Raw genomic sequence first — 15,554 nt, 5'->3', positions numbered from 1 at the left:
ATCCCTCCCCCCAGAGTGAACGGCCGATACTATATCAGGCCGCCCGGGCGGCGGGATCCCCTGCAAGAAACGCGGCCAGACGGCTGACATCGCCCGCCGCCTGGCTGTCGGGCGCACGCTCGAACAGCGGTTTCTGACGTCGGATCGCGTCCTTGGCGCGCGAGTCACGGCGCACGGCGCCGGCATATTCCGGGGTGAAGCCGAGGAAGGTCGTGCAGGTCTTCGCAAACCCCTCATAGGCGCCGCGCGCCTGATTGAAGGTCTCGCTCATATTCAGCGCCACAAACGGTTCGGCGGAATCGTCCCGCAGGCGCAGCATCTTCACGAAGGCGTAGGCGTCGGTCATCGAGGTCGGCTCATCCATCAGCACGACCAGAACATCGTCCGCCGACATGCAAAGCCGCATCAGCGCGGGCTCGACGCCCGCAGCCAGATCCACCAGCACCCGGTCATATTTCAGCGACAGCCCGGCCAGCGCGGCGGCGAGCGAGGCCGCTTCCTCTTTCGAGATTCCGGCCATGGCGCCGGAGCCGGAACGCCCGGCGATAACATCGAACCCGCCCGCGCCGGCCCCGCCCATGGCGGGCGTGACCGCGTCTTTCAGCTCCCGCTCCCCCGTCACAACGGCGGAGAGGTCGTGCGGCGGGGTCAGGCCCAGCTGCACGTCGACATTGGCCATGCCCAGATCGCCGTCGAACACCAGAACGCGCTCGCCGCGCCGGGCGAAGGCCTGCGCCAGCGAGGCGGAAATAAAGGTTTTGCCCACGCCGCCCTTGCCCGAGGCGACGGCCAGGATGCGCCCGGCGGGGGCGTGCGGCGTTTGTTGAGCATTCATGCGGCGGTCTCCTCTTCCCATACCAGGTCGGATTCGCCGCCGGACGGGTCTTCCAGCAGGAAGCGCGCAAGGCGCAGCGGCGTGGCGGGGGCGAAACCGCCCCCCAGATACGGTGTGGCGGAAAACTGCGCATAGGCGAGGCCGCCGGGCCGGGCGAGGCTGACCAGCGCGCCGCGTCCGCGCACCGCATCCAGCTTGGAGGCGATGGCGCGGCTGGCGCCCAGTTCGCCCGCGCGGCGGGCCAGCATGCTGGCCTCTTCCCGCGCCATGCCGGAATCGATGACCAGAACAGGATCGGCCCCGGCGGCGTCGATCAGGTCCACCATGGCGGCGACATCGCGGCGGTCATAGAGATTGGCGGCAGGGGCGTCGACGATCACGAATTCATCCTCGCCCGCCCCGTCCACGATGCGGGCCAGCGCGTCCAGATCCTCCGCCACGTCGAAAGCCGCGCGCGTGGCCTCGGCATAGCGGCGCAATTGATCGGGGGCGGCGGCGCGCGCCCAGTCGGCGCAGACCAGCCGCGCGGACTCGCCGTTCAGCGCGGCGCGGGCGGCCAGCTTGGCGGCGGCGGAGGTCTTGCCCGCGCCCGCCGGGCCGATGAGAACCACCGCGCCGTCCAGCGCCGCGGAAACCGGGCGGAAGCGGAAACGGGTTTCCAGCGCCAGCGCCAGCGCGGCGACCGGCGAATCCTCGTCCAGCGAATCTGCGGCGCGGCCCAGAGAGTCCGCCATCTCGCCCTCCACCCCGTGGGCCGAGAGGATGGCGCCGATCCGGCCGAGGCTTTCAGGCTCCAGCCCCGCCGCGGCCAGAGGGCCGCGCGACGCCGCATCCGGATCCAGCTCCGCTCCGCCGTCCGGCTTCGCCTCGACCGCGGCGCGCACTTCCAGATTGCCGCCCTCTGTGGCGCGCGTCGTCACGATGATGGCGTCCGGTCCCATTTCCCGGCGTACCAGAGTCATCGCTTCGGCCATGTCCCGGACGATGAAGGACCGCAGCCTCATGGCGCGGTCCTCTCACATCCATCCGGCGTGAACCCTGCCCGCCTCATCAAACCTGCCCGGCGGTCCTGAGCCGCGATTTGGGGTGGACCTCGTTCTGCGACATGACCGGGGTCTGGCCGCGGAAGCGTTCGATCAGGGAGCGGACATAGGGGCGGATGGCCGGGCTGGTCAGCAAGACCGGGGCCTCGCCGCGCTGCGCGGCCTCGTCAAAGGCGTTCCGGACGGCGGTGACAAATTCATGCAGCTTGGTCGGCGGCAGGGCGAGCTGACGCTCGTCCCCCTGCCCGATCAGGGACTCGGCGAAGGCCTGCTCCCACGGCGGAGACAGGGTGATGACGCTGAGCGTCCCGTCCGGGCTGATATTCTGATGGCAGAGCTGACGGGCCAGGCGGGACCGCACATGTTCGGTGACCGCATTGAGATTCTGCGAATGGGAGCTGGCCTCGGCGATGCCTTCCAGAATGGCGGGCAGGTCGCGGATGGAGACGCGTTCGGCCAGCAGGTTCTGAAGCACGCGCTGGATGCCCGACCGGGTGATCTGGCTGGGCACGATATCGTCCAGCAGTTTCTGGTGCTCCTTGGAAAGCTCGTCCAGAAGCTTTTCGGTCTCCGCGAAAGAAAGCAGCTCGGGCATGTTGTCGCGGAGGATTTCCGTGAAATGGGTCGCCAGAACCGTGGCCGGGTCGACAATGGTGTAGCCGCGGAAGGTCGCTTCCTCGCGCATATTGTCGTCGATCCAGGTCGCGGGCAGGCCGAACGCGGGTTCCTTCACATGCTCGCCGCCCATATCGATCTGCGCGCCGCCGGGGTCCATCACCAGAAGATGATTCAGCTTCAGCTTGCCCTCGCCCGCGCGCATCTCCTTGACGCTGATCGCGTACTCGTCGCTCTCCAGCACCATGTTGTCGAGGATGCGGACCGAGGGCATGACGAAACCCATCTCCTGCGCCAGAGACCGGCGCAGCGCCTTCAACTGGTCGGTCAGGCGGCGGCCCTCGACCTCGTTGATCAGCGGCAGCAGGCCGTAGCCCAGCTCGATCTTCAGGACATCCATGGCCAGCGCTTCGGAGATCGGCGCCTCTTCGGGCTCTGTCTCCTGCTGTTCGATGGCGGCGCGGGCGACCTCGGCGGCGTTGGCCTCCCGCGTGCGGCGGTGAATGACATAGGCGCTGCCGCCGGCCAGCGCCGACATCAACGCAAAGGGAAGCAGCGGCATGCCGGGCAGCAGGCCGGCCATCAGGGCGATGATGGCGACCATGGTCAGGCCCTGCGGATAACCGGAGAACTGGGCGACAAGCGCCTTGTCGGCCGCGCCCTCCACGCCGGCCTTGGAAACCAGCAGGCCGGCGGCGATGGAGATGATCAGGGCCGGGATCTGGGAGACCAGGCCGTCGCCGATGGTCAGCTTGGTGAAAGCGTTGGCGGCGTCGCCGACCGCCATGTCGTGCTGCATGATGCCGATGACCATGCCCGCGACGATATTGATGCCGGTAATCAGCAGGCCCGCGACCGCGTCGCCACGCACAAATTTCGACGCGCCGTCCATCGAGCCGAAGAAATTGGATTCCGATTCCAGCTCTTTCCTCTTGGCGCGCGCCTCGTCCTCGCTGATCAGGCCGGAGGAGAGATCGGCGTCGATGGCCATCTGTTTGCCGGGCATGGCGTCCAGCGAGAAGCGCGCCGCCACTTCGGCGATCCGGCCCGAACCCTTGGTAATCACGACGAAGTTCACGATCACCAGGATGATGAAAACGATGATCCCGATGACGTAGGAGCCGTTCATCACGAAGGCGCCGAACGCCTCGATAATATCGCCCGCCGCGCCGGTGCCCTCGTGCCCGTGCGAAAGGATCAGCCGGGTGGAGGCGATATTCAGCCCCAATCGCAACATGGTCGCGATCAGCAGGACCGCCGGGAAGGCGGAAAATTCCAGCGGTTTATTGATAAACAGCGCGGTCATCAGGACCAGCACCGAGAAGGAAATCGAGATCGCCAGCGCGAAATCCAGCAGCCAGCGCGGCATCGGCAGGATCAGCATCACCAGAATGGCGAGAATGCCGACGGCCAGCGCCACGTCGCCGCGCAGCGGCGAACGCATGATGGCGCCCCAGTTCCAGGCGGGTGCGCCGGAAGCGGGTGCGTCAGAAGTGGCTGTTGTGTCCGACACCTAGCGCGATCAGGCCGCTTCGCCGGCGCGGGACTGGCCGGACTGGGGCACCTGGACGCCCTCATCGATATAGAGGCGCAGCTTGTTGCGCAGGGTGCGGATGGAAATACCAAGGATATTGGCCGCATGCGTGCGGTTGCCCAGGCAATGCTCCAGCGTGTCCAGGATCAGTTGCTGTTCGACCTCGGCCACCGTCTTGCCGACCGCGCTCTGCGCCGCTTCCGCGGTTTCCGCGGCGCGGCGGGCGGTATTGTCCTCGCCCGGCGTATAGACAGACCCGTCCGGCATGCGGATGGCGTTGCGCTCTATCTCTTCCTCGCGGGAGAGCAGGACGGCGCGGTGCATGGTGTTTTCCAGCTCCCGCACATTGCCCGGCCAGTTGCGGGTCAGCAGCAGGTCACGCGCATCCTTGGAGATGGCCTTGTGCGACAAGCCGTTGGCGGCGGCGTATTTCTTCCCGAAATGATCCGCCAGCGCCAGAATGTCGGCCGGGCGCTCGCGCAGGGCCGGCAGGTGCAGGTTCACCACGTTCAGGCGGAACAGCAGGTCTTCGCGGAACTGGTTTTCCGCGACGGCCTTCTTCAGGTCCCGGTTGGAGGTGGCAATGATGCGGATATCGACCTTTACGGGGCCGGAGCCGCCGACGCGGTCAATCTCGCGCTCCTGCAGGGCGCGCAGAAGCTTGGCCTGCAGGCGGGCGTCCATCTCCGAGATTTCGTCCAGCAGCAACGTGCCGCCGTCGGCTTCCTCGAACTTGCCGATGCGGCGGGCCGTGGCGCCGGTGAAGGCGCCCTTCTCATGGCCGAACAGCTCCGATTCCAGCAGGTTTTCCGGTATGGCGGCGCAGTTCACGCTGATGAAGGGATTCTTGGCGCGTCTGGACTTGGTGTGGACATAGCGGGCCATGACTTCCTTGCCCGCCCCGGACTCGCCGGTGATCAGGATGGAGGCGTCAGAGCCGGCGACCTGGTCGGCCAGGCCCGTGATGTCCTGCATCGCGGGGTCCTGCGCGATCATCGCGCGCTCGTCATCGGAGACCGCGGCCAGAACGGCGGCGATCATGTCCGAGTCCGGCGGCAGCGGGATGAATTCCTTGGCGCCGGCGCGGATGGCCGCGGCCGCCGCTTCCGGGCGCACGTTCACGCCGCAGGCCACGATCGGCACATGGATGCGCTCGGCCTCGTTCGCGGCGATCAGCGCCGCGATATCCAGATTGAGGTCGACCATGATGAGGTCGGCCCCCTGCCCGGCGCACAGCGCGCGGGTGGCCTGTTCGATGCTATCGACCTGGGAGACTTTCGCCCCCCGCCGGTGCGCGATGGAGGTCGCCTCCGAGAGCTGTCCGCTGAGTGATCCGACAATAAGAAGCCGCATTGTTTTCGCCCTTCCCTAGTTCGCGCCGTTGTCTTTGATGATCTCGGTCATCGTCACGCCCAGCCGTTCCTCGACCAGCACAATCTCGCCGCGCGCAACCAGGCGGTTGTTGACGTAAATATCGATCGCTTCGCCGACCTTGCGGTCCAGCTCCAGCACGGTTCCCGCGTTGAGCTTCAACAGCGAGGCGACGTCCACATAGGTCTTGCCCAGAACGGCCGAGATGTTCACCGGCACGTCGAACACGGTCTGCAGATCCGCAGCGGCCTTCACGCCGCCATCCTCGTCCAGGATTTGCGCTTCCTGCCCGCCCGTCGTGGTCAGGGCGTTGGCGTCCTGCGTGTCCTTCTGGTTCTCGAATTCGGGTAGATCCAGATCATTGTCGCTCATGGCGATTCCTTTCTAGGCCGCCTGTTCTTCATCATCGCCGCCGCCCGCCGGGGCGCGGCCCATGCGGCCGCGGACGAGAGTCTCGATCCGCGCCGTTGTCTCTTCAGGGTCGAAGGTCACCGCGCCTTCGTCCCAGTCCAGGCAAACCATGCCTGAGGCTGCGTCCTCGACCGGGTCGACGCGCAGCATGCCTTCAAAGCCGATCTCGGCGACGGCCTGCTCCAGCGCCGGTTTCAGCCGGTCCATCAGATGCGCCGGAACGCGGGCGCGCAGGCGCGGCGCGGCGCGCAGCTCGCTGGCGCAGGACTCGATCAGGTCGGTCAGCTCCGCGTCCGGGTAGCCGTCCAGCGCGGCGCCGGCGATCTTCCGCGCCGCGGTCAGGGCCAGTTCGGCCGCGTCGGCGCGCAGGGAATCGTGAATGGAGGCGGTCTGGCTCAGCGCCATCTGCATCTGGCCGGCCAGCGTCTTCAGCGCCTGCGCGGCCTCGGCCTCCATGCCCTGCCGGCCCTCTTCGCGGGCCTTGTCCTTCTCGGCTTCCACTTCCTCCAGCGTCAGGACGCGCTTGGTCTCCGCCGAGCGCAGCACTTCGCCGTCCGCCGAGAACTCGGTGCCGAACTGGAAGGGTTTTGCGTTCTTCATCGTCCCGGCCCCCTAGTAGATCAGCTCGTCGTCGCCGCCTGAGTCGGCGAGCATGATTTCCCCGCGCCCGGCGAGGTCCTTGGCGGTGGCGACCATGGCCTGCTGGGCGGCGTCGACATCCTTCAGACGGACAGGACCCATCGCGGCCATGTCCTCCCTCATGATCTTGGCGGCCCGCTCGGACATGTTGGAGAAGAAGAGATCGCGCAGGGAATCCGACGCGCCCTTCAGCGCCAGCGCCAGCTGGTCCTTCTCCACCGTCCGGATCAGCGTCTGCACGCCGCCCGGGTCCAGCTTGGACAGATCCTCGAACACGAACATCAGGGCCCGGATGCGCTCGGCCGCGTCGCGGTTGCGCTCTTCAAGCGAGGCCAGGAAGCGGTTCTCCGTCTGGCGGTCGAAATTATTGAAAATCTCGGCCATCATTTCGTGGCTGTCGCGTTTGGACGTGCGGGCCAGATTGGACATGAACTCGGTGCGCAGCGTCTCCTCGATCTTGTCCAGGATCTCGCGCTGCACCGGCTCCATCCGCAGCATCCGGGAGACGACCTCCAGCGCGAATTCCTCCGGCAGGGCGCCCAGCACCTGCGCGCTGTGGTCGGAGCGGATCTTGGACAGGATCACCGCGACGGTCTGCGGGTATTCGTTCTTCAGGTAATTGGCGAGAACCGTCTCGTTCACATTGCCGAGCTTGTCCCACATGGTCCGGCCGGCGGGACCGCGGATTTCCTCCATCACGCCGTCGACCTTGTCCTCTGGCAGGAACTTGGCGAGCATGCGCTGGGTCGCGTCGTAGGAGCCCATCAGCGAGCCGGTCGAGGACATCATCTCGACGAATTCCAGCATCAGCGTTTCGACTGCGCCGGACGCGACATTGCCCAGATTGGACATGGCGGACGAGACTTCCTTGATCTCGTCTTCGTCCATCATCGACCAGATGGGCTTGCTCTCATCGCCCAGCGCCAGCAGGACGACGGCCGCCTTTTCCGCGCCCGTGAGGCGTTCGGAAGTATCAATCGCTCTGCGGTCCCTGCGCGCCATCGCCATCAGGCCTCATTCATCCAGGTGCGCAGGATGGAGAGGGACTCCTCCGGGTGGTTTTCCACGATCTCGGTGATCTGCTTGACGGTGGAGGCTTTCAGCTTGCCGTCCACGCGGTCGATATCGATGCGCGCGCCGTCATCCTCCGGCCCGGGCAGCGCGCGCGGCTGGCTGCTCTGGTCGGTGACCTGCGCGGTCTGGGCGCCCGGCAACGCGCCCTGCGCGCCGGCGCCCGCCAGCGCCGGGGTCATGGGCGAGGTCAGGCCGCTGGCCAGCGGACGCGCGACCAGGAAGATCAGCGCCAGTCCGATGATCAGCAGAACGCCGATTTCCGCAGCGCGCATGATGTCGTTCTTGGAGAAAGAGAACAGGCCCGGCGCGGTCCCTTCCGTGCCCATCGTCGTATCCATGTGCTGGAACGGCAGCGAGGTGATTTCCAGGACATCGCCGCGCGATTCCTCGAACCCGACCGCGGCGCGGGCCAGGGCGGCGATGCGGTCCAGCTCCGCCTGCTCGCGCGCTTCGAACGTGACCGTGCCGTCCTCGGCGACCACGCGGCGCTCGTCCACCGCCACGGCGACCGAAAGGCGCGTCACCGCGCCCGGTTCGCGGACCTCTGTGCGGGTGGTGCGGGAGTTTTCGTAATTGACCGTTTCTTCCAGCCGCTCGCGGGAGGAGCTGGCGGTGGGGCCGTCGGCGGCCTGCTGCTGGTTCGGCAGGTTGTTGGCGACGGTGACGCCCTGCTGCTGGTCGCTTTCCTGATCCTGGGAGGTTTCCTCGACCGTCTGGGTGGACAGCACGACCTGGCTGTCGGGGTCATAGACCTCGGCGTTTTCGGTGATGCGGTTCATGTCCAGCTGGGCGGCAACCTGAACCCGGACCGCGCCATTGCCGACAATCGGCTCAATCGCGTCCAGCGCCTTCTGGCGCAGGCGCTCTTCCAGCCCGGCGCGCTGATCGGCGACGGCCATGGCGTTATATTCGTCGCCGCTTCCCTCCGCGCCGTTGGCCAGCGTGCGGCCCGTCTCGTCAACAACCGTCACGCGGTTCGGCTGCAGGCCGGGCACGGAGGTGGCCACAAGATTTCGGATCGTGTTGGCGTGCGAGGCGCCCATGGAGGAATCGGCCAGGCCGATGACCACGGTGGCGGTCGGATCCTGCGATTCGCGCTCGAACAGGCGGCGCTCGGGCATCACCAGATGCACGCGGGAGGAACGGATGCCGCGCAGCGACAGGATGGTGCGCGCCAGCTCGCCTTCCGTGGCGCGCTTGGCGTTGATGTTCTGGATGAATTGCGTGGCGCCCAGCGCGTCGGTCTCGTCGAAAATCTCGTAACCGACGGAGCCGGAGCCCAGCGGGCCTTCCTGCGCCACCAGAAGGCGCGCATTGGCCACGGAATCGCGCCCGACATAGATCGAGGAGCCGCCGTTTTCGAGGCGGTATTCAATGCCCGCCGCGTCCAGCTGCTGGGTCACGGCGGCCGCGTCCTGCGCCGCCAGACCGCCATAGAGCAGTGATTCGCCCTGCCCCCCGGCGCGCGACATGATCAGCGCCAGCGCGATCGCCACGCCGGCGGTGACGCCGATAATCAGCGCCAGGCGCATGGCGCCCTGTCCCTTGAGAAATTCCGTCAGTCCGTTCACTTCGCGCTGAAGGTCCCCCGACCCGTCTGCAAATCATCGACTAGGCAGGAATTACCCAGTGTGGCGTAACCGAGACGTTAATACGGAGCAGATTGACGGTTTTCGCCTGCAGTTTTCCGCAGAAATTCCATGGCGCTAGGCGCAACGGGCGCGGAGGCGTATCCTTGGGCAGAGCCGCCGAGTCGATAAGGGAAAACGCCATGCGCGAGAAACAGGACGGACTGACCCTGCTGGCCTATGCGCTGATCGGGGCGGGCGCGTTAATCTATGGCGTCGGCGTTCTGGCGACGCTGGTGGCGGGCATTGTCATCGCCGGCCCGCTCTCCCTGCTGGCAATCAGCGTGCTGGGCCTGCCGGTGATCGGAGTGGGCATTCTTCTGATCAAAGTGATTCGCGACCGGATGAACGATCCCGAAGACCGCCACTACTCAAACGACATCCACGACTAGAATTCGCCGCCTTCGGCGATGATCGCCGCATAAAGATCAATACCGTCCCAGAGATGGCCCAGGCGCAGATTTTCGTTCGGGGCGTGCTGGTTATTGTCCGGATTGACCATCGGGATGATGATGGCCGGCGCATCCATCGCCTCGGTAATGATTGAAATGGGCAGGGAGCCGCCCAGCGTCGGCACGACATGGGCGCGGCCGCCGGTGGCGGCCTGCACCACGTCGATCAGGCGTTCGGACACGGCCAGGTCCAGCGGCGTGCGGGCGGCGGCGTAACCCGACTCTTCCCATTCCAGCTTTGCCAGATTGGCGTTGGCGGCGCGCATGGCGCGGTCCGGCTCTTCCGTCACAAGCTGATAGCCCTGACCCTCCACATGGCGGGCGATGGCGGCCTGCACCGCCGGAATTTCCTGTCCCGAGACCAGCCGCACACCGAGAAAGGCCGTGGCCTCTGACGGGATGGCGTTCGGCGCGGCGCCGCTGAGCGGTCCGGCGCGCAGGCCCAGCACGTTCAGCGCCGGACGCATCAGAGACTCGCCGTAGGATTCCGCGCTTTCAAATTCGGCCAGTCCGCCGTCCCGCGCCATGCGTTCATCGTCATGCGCGGTGCGCGCGGCTTCCCGCGCCGCCTCGCCCGGCGTTTCGCCGAACGGGAAATCTTCAATCAGGATATGGCCTTCGTCATCGCGCATGGAGGCGACCAGATGCGTCAGCCGCGCCGCCGGGTTGGGCGCGACATTGCCGTAATGACCGCTATGCAGCGGCCCCGGCGGGCCATAGACGGTTAATTCCGCGCCGATCACCCCGCGTACGCCGAATATGATGCGCGGATCGCCGGACGGATCCACCGGCCCGTCCGCGAAAATCCACACATCGGCGGCCAGCTTGTCCGCATGGGCGGCCAGCAGCCGGTCCAGATTGGGCGAGCCTTTTTCCTCCTCGCCCTCCAGGAAAATCTTCAGATTGGCGGAGGGCGCGATTCCGGCGGCGTCCAGCGCGTCTATCGCCGCCAGAATCGCCACGATCGGTGCCTTGTCGTCGCTGGCCGAGCGGGCATAGAGCCGCCACTCATCGGGGAAATCCTCCGCGGTTTCCAGCGCGGCCGGTTCCCCGCCCTCGTCGCGGCGGGCGGTCATCAAGACCGGATCATACGGGTCGCTGACCCAGCGCGCGCGATCCACGGACTGGCCGTCGAAATGGGCGTAGAGCATCAGGGTGCGCTCCGCCCCCGGCGTCTGGCGCGTGGCCAGCACGGAGACCGGGGCGTCGCCTACCTCAAGAATCTCCGTCTCGAACCCGCGCGCCTCGAACAGCCCGGTCAGGTGTTGCGCATTGGCGCGGATGTCTTCGGGGACCGCCGCGTCGTTGGGAATGCGCAGCAGGGCGTCCAGCTCCGCCATGATCGCCGGGGCGTTTCCGGCGCGCCAGTCGGCGGCCGCCTGCATGGCCGGTTCGACGTCCGGGGATTGCGCCCGGGCCGGGGCGGCGAGCGCGGCGGCGGCGAGAAGCGAAAGCGCGGCGGCGTGTCTGATCATGTTTTCCCGTTCCCAAGTCTCTTGCGCCCGCACGGCGCCCGCGCGCAGGATGCCCGAAGGGCTGCGGCCCGCACAAGTTCAAGGGAGAGAAAGACCAGCCCATGATCGTGACAATGGCAGAGAGCGTTCCGGGCCGTGAAATCGCCGAAGTGGTCGGCGTGACCCGCGGCAATGTGGTGCGCGCGCGTTTTATCGGGCGGGACTTCATCGCCGGCTTGCGAAACCTGGTGGGCGGCGAGGTGAATGAATATTCCAAGCTGCTGGCCGAGGCCCGTGAACAGGCGCTGGACCGCATGACCAGACACGCAACCGAAATGGGCGCGGACGCGGTGATCAGTTTCCGCTTCGCCTCCGCCGCCATCATGGAGGGCACGTCGGAGATTCTGGCCTATGGAACGGCGGTGAAACTGAAATGACGGACTGGCGCAATCTGGCGGCCGAGTTCTGGGCCACGGCGAAACTGTTTGCCGCCGCCGCCGCGGTCTACACCGTCTTCACCACCGCCGCGTTCGGGCAATTCTATATTCCCAGCGAATCCATGCGGCCGAACCTGGCGGTCGGGGACCGCATCGCGGTTTCCAAATACGCCTATGGCTGGAGCCGTCATTCCCTGCCGTTCAATGTGGGCGGACTGCTGCCGGCGGGCGGCAAGATCATGGGCCATACGCCCGAACGCGGCGATGTTGTGGTGTTCCGCCATCCGGAAACCGGCGTCACCCTGATCAAGCGGGTCATCGGCCTGCCCGGCGACACAGTGGCTGTGCGGGACGGCCGTGTGATCCTGAACGGGAAGGCGCTGCCCGCCATGCCCGCCGGCCGCGTACGCGTGACCGCCGAACAGGGTCCGGAGCGATGGGCGGACACGCAACGCGAGCGCCTGCCCAATGGCCGCGAATACATCACCTATGATCTGGGGCCGAGCGCGCTGGACAATGCCGGGCCGTTCCAGGTGCCGGAGGGACAGCTTTTCATGATGGGCGACAATCGCGACAACTCCATCGACAGCCGCGTCTGGGGCGGCGCGCCGCTGGAGAACGTCACCGGCCGGGCGGAGACGGTGATCTACACCTTCGCGCCCTTTCACCGCTCCCACGCCGAACCCGAAACCGAAGGCCGCCTGTGGCGGCGTCTCTAGAGACCTGCAGATACAAGGGACAGAGTTATGAGCCTCCTCAAGGGCAAATCCATTTTCATCACCGGCGCCAGCCGCGGCATCGGCCTGGCCATCGCCAAGAGATGCGCCGCCGACGGCGCGAAAATCGCCATCGCCGCCAAGACGGTGGAGCCGGACCCGCGCCTGCCCGGCACGATCCACACCGCCGCAAAAGAGATCGAGGAGGCCGGGGGCGAAGCCTTTCCCGTGCAGTGCGATATCCGCGACGAGGATCAGGTGCAGCGCGCGGTTGAAATGGCGGCGGGCGAGTTTGGCGGCATCGACATCGTGGTGAACAACGCCTCGGCCATCTTCCCGCGCGGCACGGCGGACACGCCGATGAAGCGCTATGACCTGATGCACCAAGTCAATGCGCGCGGCACCTTCCTGGTCACCCAGAAATGCCTGCCTTACCTGAAGAAGGCCGAGAACCCGCACATTCTCACCCTCTCCCCGCCGCTGGACATGCAGACCAAGTGGTTCGCCCCGCATGTCGCCTATACCAGCGCCAAGTTCGGGATGAGCCTGTGCGTGTTGGGCTGGGCCGGGGAGCTGGCCGAGGACGGCATAGCGGCAAACGCGCTGTGGCCGCGCACCGCCATCGCCACCGCCGCCATCCAGAACGTGCTGGCCGGCGAGGAAGGCATGAAACAGTGCCGCAAGCCGGAAATTCTGGCCGATTGCGCCTATCGCGTCTTCGTGAAGGATTCCCGCAAGTTCACCGGCAATTTCCTGATCGACGACACCTTCCTGCATTCGGAAGGCATTACCGATTTCGACCAGTACAAGGTCGACCCCTCGAAAGAGCTGCTGCCGGACTTCTTCGTGCCGGACAAGGGCTATCCCGCCCCGCCGGGCGTGAAGGTGATGGATGTCAGCCTGATGGGCTAGGCGGGCGCCGGAAGGGGGAGACGCAAACATGTTCATCGGCCATTACGGACCGGCTTTCGCCGCCCCCGCCGCGCGGCGCATACCGCTCTGGCACCTCTTCATCGCCGTACAGCTGGTCGATTACGGCTGGGCCATACTGTCGATCCTCGGCGTCGAGAAAATGCGGATCGAACCGGGCTTCACGGCGATGAGCCCTTACGATCTCTATCACATGCCGTGGACGCACAGCCTTGCCGCCTCGCTGGTCTGGGCGGGCGCAGCGGCGGCCCTCTATGCGCTGGTTCTGAGGCGCGGCTGGCCGCGCGGTCTGGTGATCGGCGCGGCGGTGCTCAGCCACTGGTTCCTGGACCTGCTGGTCCATACGCCGGATCTGGCGCTGTGGCCCGGCGGGCCCAAGGTCGGGCTGGGCTGGTGGGATAGCTGGCCGCTGGGGCTGGGGTCGGAACTGATCGTTCTGGCCGCCGGGTTCGCGCTCTATATGACCGTCTCGACCGCGAAATCGGCGCTGGGCCGCGTGACGCCCTTCATCCTGCTGGGCGTCCTGGCCCTGCTGGAGGCGTCCCACCTCTTCGTCTCCATGCCCGATCAGACGGTGACGCAAGGCGCGGTGAGCATCCTGATTGTCTTTACGGTCCTGACCGCGCTGGCCGCCTGGTGCGACGCGACGCGGCGCTACAAGAGTGTCTAGCGCTTTGGCGATTTTCGCCGGTTATGAGCTTATTCTTCTTTTGGGCGATTGGTCGCCGATGCCGCGATATTTCTGACTAACAGAGCACAATAAAAAAAGAAGCTGACGCCCAATATGACAGCGGCAAGCTCTCTAAAAACATCTGAAAGCGCCATCCACCCGGAAATAAAGCAAACGAGTCCTGGTACATCGACATATTTGCAGAAGCGCAGACTTCTTATCGAAGTTAATTTCGAAAAAGCCACATGCAGGAAGATTGATGTGTGGACGTAAATCACGAACCGTATGCTGACGATGAAGAAGAGCGATGCGAAAAACGCGGTGACAGGCGACATTGGATCACATTGCTCGGCAGGTTCGGGGCTTTCTCACCTCACTGTACGGTAAGCGCAATTGTAGCGACAAATTGTAAGTTGGCGCTTAGTTAGAAGCTGTACGGTTTCAGGCCGCCGCGCCGTCTTCCTCGTCCTCATATTCCTCCGCGCCGAACAGCTTGCCGCGTTCGGTGGCGAAGATGATGAGAAGGGCGAGGACGCCGAGGATGGCGTCGCCGAAGACCAGCGGGAAAGCCGTGCCGGCATAGGCCGCGCCGATAAAGCCGCCAATGACCGCGCTGATGGTGGAGGTCGCCGCGCCATAGGCGGCCGAGGTCACGCCCGCGCGCTTGCCCGCCGGCTCCATGACCAGCGAGGAGAAGTTCGCGCCGATCATGCCGAACAGGAACATTGCGGCGAACAACAGCGAATAGAACACCCAGAATCCGTCGATCCCGGCGGAGATCAGCAGGGCGTGTCCGCCGCTGATCAGGATGAACAGGATCAGCGCGCCGTGCGACAGCCGCCGCTGCCCCACCTGTTCGACCATGCGCGCATTGATGAAATTGGAGATCGACAACCCGCCCGCGATGCCGGCAAAGGCCAGCGGGAACACCGCGCCCAGCGAATATTGCTGCGCCATAATCTGCTCAGACGTGGCGATGAAGGAAAACAGCGCCGCGAAGATCAGGCTGGAAGCCAGCATGTAGCCCAGCGTGATGCGGTGGGAGCAGGCAATCGCGTAATTCTTCAGGATCGGCATGAGGCGGAATTCGGAGCGGTCCTCCGCCGCCAGCGTTTCCGGCAAGCGCGTGAAAATCCAGATAAACAGACCGGCCCCGGCGGCCAGGAGCGCGCCGAAGATCCAGTGCCATTCACCCCCGAACAGGATCAGCTGGCCCAGCGAGGGCGCCAGGATGGGCGCGGCCATGAACACGGTCATGGCCAGAGAGATCACCCGCGCCATGCGCCGCCCGTGCACCAGGTCCCGCACCACCGCCATGGCGATGACGCGCGTGGCGGCCGCCGCCACGCCCTGCAGCGTGCGGGCGATCAGAAGGGTCAGAAAGGTCGGCGCGATGATGCAAAGCAGCGTGGCCGCCATGAACCCGCCCAGCGCGGAGAGCAGCACGCCCTTGCGCCCGTAGGAATCGGCCAGCGGGCCATAGACAAGCTGCGCCAGGCCAAACCCGAACAGATAGACAATGACCACAAGCTGCCGGCGATTGGGGTCCGTCAGCTCGAACGCCTCGCCGATATCGGGAAGGGCGGGCAGCATGATGTCGATGGACAGCGCGTTCAGCGCCATCAGGCTGGCGACCATCGCGATCAGTTCGGGAATCGCAATAACGGGATGTGAGCGGGAATCCGCCTGCGCCATGACGCCAGCCTCCGGGAGGAATTGATATGCCCCGGCGCGCGCAAACGGTG

The 15,554-nt window shown here is 65.9% G+C and carries 16 protein-coding genes; 5 read left to right on the top strand and 11 right to left on the bottom strand.

Features of this window, described 5'->3' with window-relative positions; all coding sequences use genetic code 11:
• Nucleotides 1-34: 34 nt before the first annotated feature.
• From L338_RS03970 to fliF, 8 genes are all read right to left on the bottom strand, one after another.
• Nucleotides 35-835 (bottom strand): nucleotide-binding protein, encoded by an 801-nt coding sequence (locus L338_RS03970; RefSeq protein ID WP_022697069.1) that lies wholly within the window; start codon nt 833-835, stop codon nt 35-37.
• Nucleotides 832-1,839: a flagellar biosynthesis protein FlhF gene (locus L338_RS16320; RefSeq protein WP_022697068.1), complete on the bottom strand. Its 1,008-nt coding sequence runs from the start codon at nt 1,837-1,839 to the stop codon at nt 832-834. Before L338_RS16320 ends, L338_RS03970 begins: the two co-directional genes overlap by 4 nt.
• Before the next feature lie 46 nt (nt 1,840-1,885).
• Nucleotides 1,886-3,937: a flagellar biosynthesis protein FlhA gene (gene flhA / locus L338_RS03955; protein WP_022697067.1), complete on the bottom strand. Its 2,052-nt coding sequence runs from the start codon at nt 3,935-3,937 to the stop codon at nt 1,886-1,888.
• A gap of 78 nt (nt 3,938-4,015) precedes the next feature.
• Complete coding sequence (gene flbD / locus L338_RS03950) at nt 4,016-5,380, bottom strand: sigma-54-dependent transcriptional regulator FlbD (protein WP_022697066.1); 1,365 nt, start codon at nt 5,378-5,380, stop codon at nt 4,016-4,018.
• Nucleotides 5,381-5,395: 15 nt separating this feature from the next.
• Nucleotides 5,396-5,770, bottom strand: coding sequence for a flagellar motor switch protein FliN (fliN, locus tag L338_RS03945; protein ID WP_022697065.1), 375 nt, complete (start codon nt 5,768-5,770; stop codon nt 5,396-5,398).
• A 12-nt stretch (nt 5,771-5,782) separates the two neighbouring features.
• Nucleotides 5,783-6,409, bottom strand: coding sequence for a FliH/SctL family protein (locus tag L338_RS03940; protein WP_022697064.1), 627 nt, complete (start codon nt 6,407-6,409; stop codon nt 5,783-5,785).
• A 12-nt stretch (nt 6,410-6,421) separates the two neighbouring features.
• Nucleotides 6,422-7,450 carry a flagellar motor switch protein FliG gene (gene fliG, locus L338_RS03935; RefSeq protein ID WP_206740783.1) on the bottom strand — a complete coding sequence of 343 codons (1,029 nt, stop codon included), beginning with the start codon at nt 7,448-7,450 and terminating at the stop codon, nt 6,422-6,424.
• Nucleotides 7,451-7,455: 5 nt separating this feature from the next.
• The gene (fliF, locus tag L338_RS03930; RefSeq protein WP_022697062.1) at nt 7,456-9,093 is read right to left on the bottom strand and encodes a flagellar basal-body MS-ring/collar protein FliF; all 1,638 of its coding nucleotides are present in this window, start codon (nt 9,091-9,093) and stop codon (nt 7,456-7,458) included.
• A gap of 200 nt (nt 9,094-9,293) precedes the next feature.
• Between fliF and L338_RS03925 the strand changes: the two genes are divergently transcribed.
• The gene (locus L338_RS03925) at nt 9,294-9,542 is read left to right on the top strand and encodes a hypothetical protein (protein WP_022697061.1); all 249 of its coding nucleotides are present in this window, start codon (nt 9,294-9,296) and stop codon (nt 9,540-9,542) included.
• Here the strand turns inward: L338_RS03925 and L338_RS03920 are convergent.
• Nucleotides 9,539-11,077, bottom strand: a complete 1,539-nt coding sequence (locus L338_RS03920) for a M20/M25/M40 family metallo-hydrolase (protein WP_022697060.1) — start codon at nt 11,075-11,077, stop codon at nt 9,539-9,541. The two genes, L338_RS03925 and L338_RS03920, sit on opposite strands and share 4 nt — an antisense overlap.
• Before the next feature lie 101 nt (nt 11,078-11,178).
• On the opposite strand from L338_RS03920, the gene L338_RS03915 reads away from it, so the two are divergent.
• From L338_RS03915 to L338_RS03900, 4 genes are read left to right on the top strand one after another with little or no spacing between them, the layout of a single operon-like run.
• Nucleotides 11,179-11,493, top strand: coding sequence for a YbjQ family protein (locus L338_RS03915; RefSeq protein WP_022697059.1), 315 nt, complete (start codon nt 11,179-11,181; stop codon nt 11,491-11,493).
• Nucleotides 11,490-12,212, top strand: a complete 723-nt coding sequence (gene lepB / locus L338_RS03910; RefSeq protein WP_022697058.1) for a signal peptidase I — start codon at nt 11,490-11,492, stop codon at nt 12,210-12,212. The genes L338_RS03915 and lepB overlap by 4 nt, the downstream gene beginning before the upstream one ends.
• 27 nt (nt 12,213-12,239) lie before the next feature.
• Entirely contained in the window at nt 12,240-13,121 is an 882-nt protein-coding gene (locus L338_RS03905; protein ID WP_022697057.1) for an SDR family oxidoreductase, read from the top strand.
• Between the two features lie 28 nt (nt 13,122-13,149).
• On the top strand, nt 13,150-13,809 hold the full coding sequence (locus L338_RS03900) for a hypothetical protein (RefSeq protein WP_022697056.1): 660 nt from the start codon (nt 13,150-13,152) through the stop codon (nt 13,807-13,809).
• Between the two features lie 29 nt (nt 13,810-13,838).
• Here L338_RS03900 and L338_RS17300 read toward each other — a convergent pair whose 3' ends face one another.
• Nucleotides 13,839-14,144, bottom strand: coding sequence for a hypothetical protein (locus tag L338_RS17300; protein ID WP_152485806.1), 306 nt, complete (start codon nt 14,142-14,144; stop codon nt 13,839-13,841).
• Nucleotides 14,145-14,250: 106 nt separating this feature from the next.
• Nucleotides 14,251-15,504 (bottom strand): multidrug effflux MFS transporter, encoded by a 1,254-nt coding sequence (locus L338_RS03895; RefSeq protein WP_022697055.1) that lies wholly within the window; start codon nt 15,502-15,504, stop codon nt 14,251-14,253.
• Nucleotides 15,505-15,554: the final 50 nt, after the last annotated feature.

This window comes from Euryhalocaulis caribicus, from assembly GCF_000412185.1.
Taxonomy (GTDB): Bacteria; Pseudomonadota; Alphaproteobacteria; order Caulobacterales; family Maricaulaceae; genus Euryhalocaulis; species Euryhalocaulis caribicus.
This window is presented reverse-complemented; position numbering and strand designations above follow the sequence as displayed.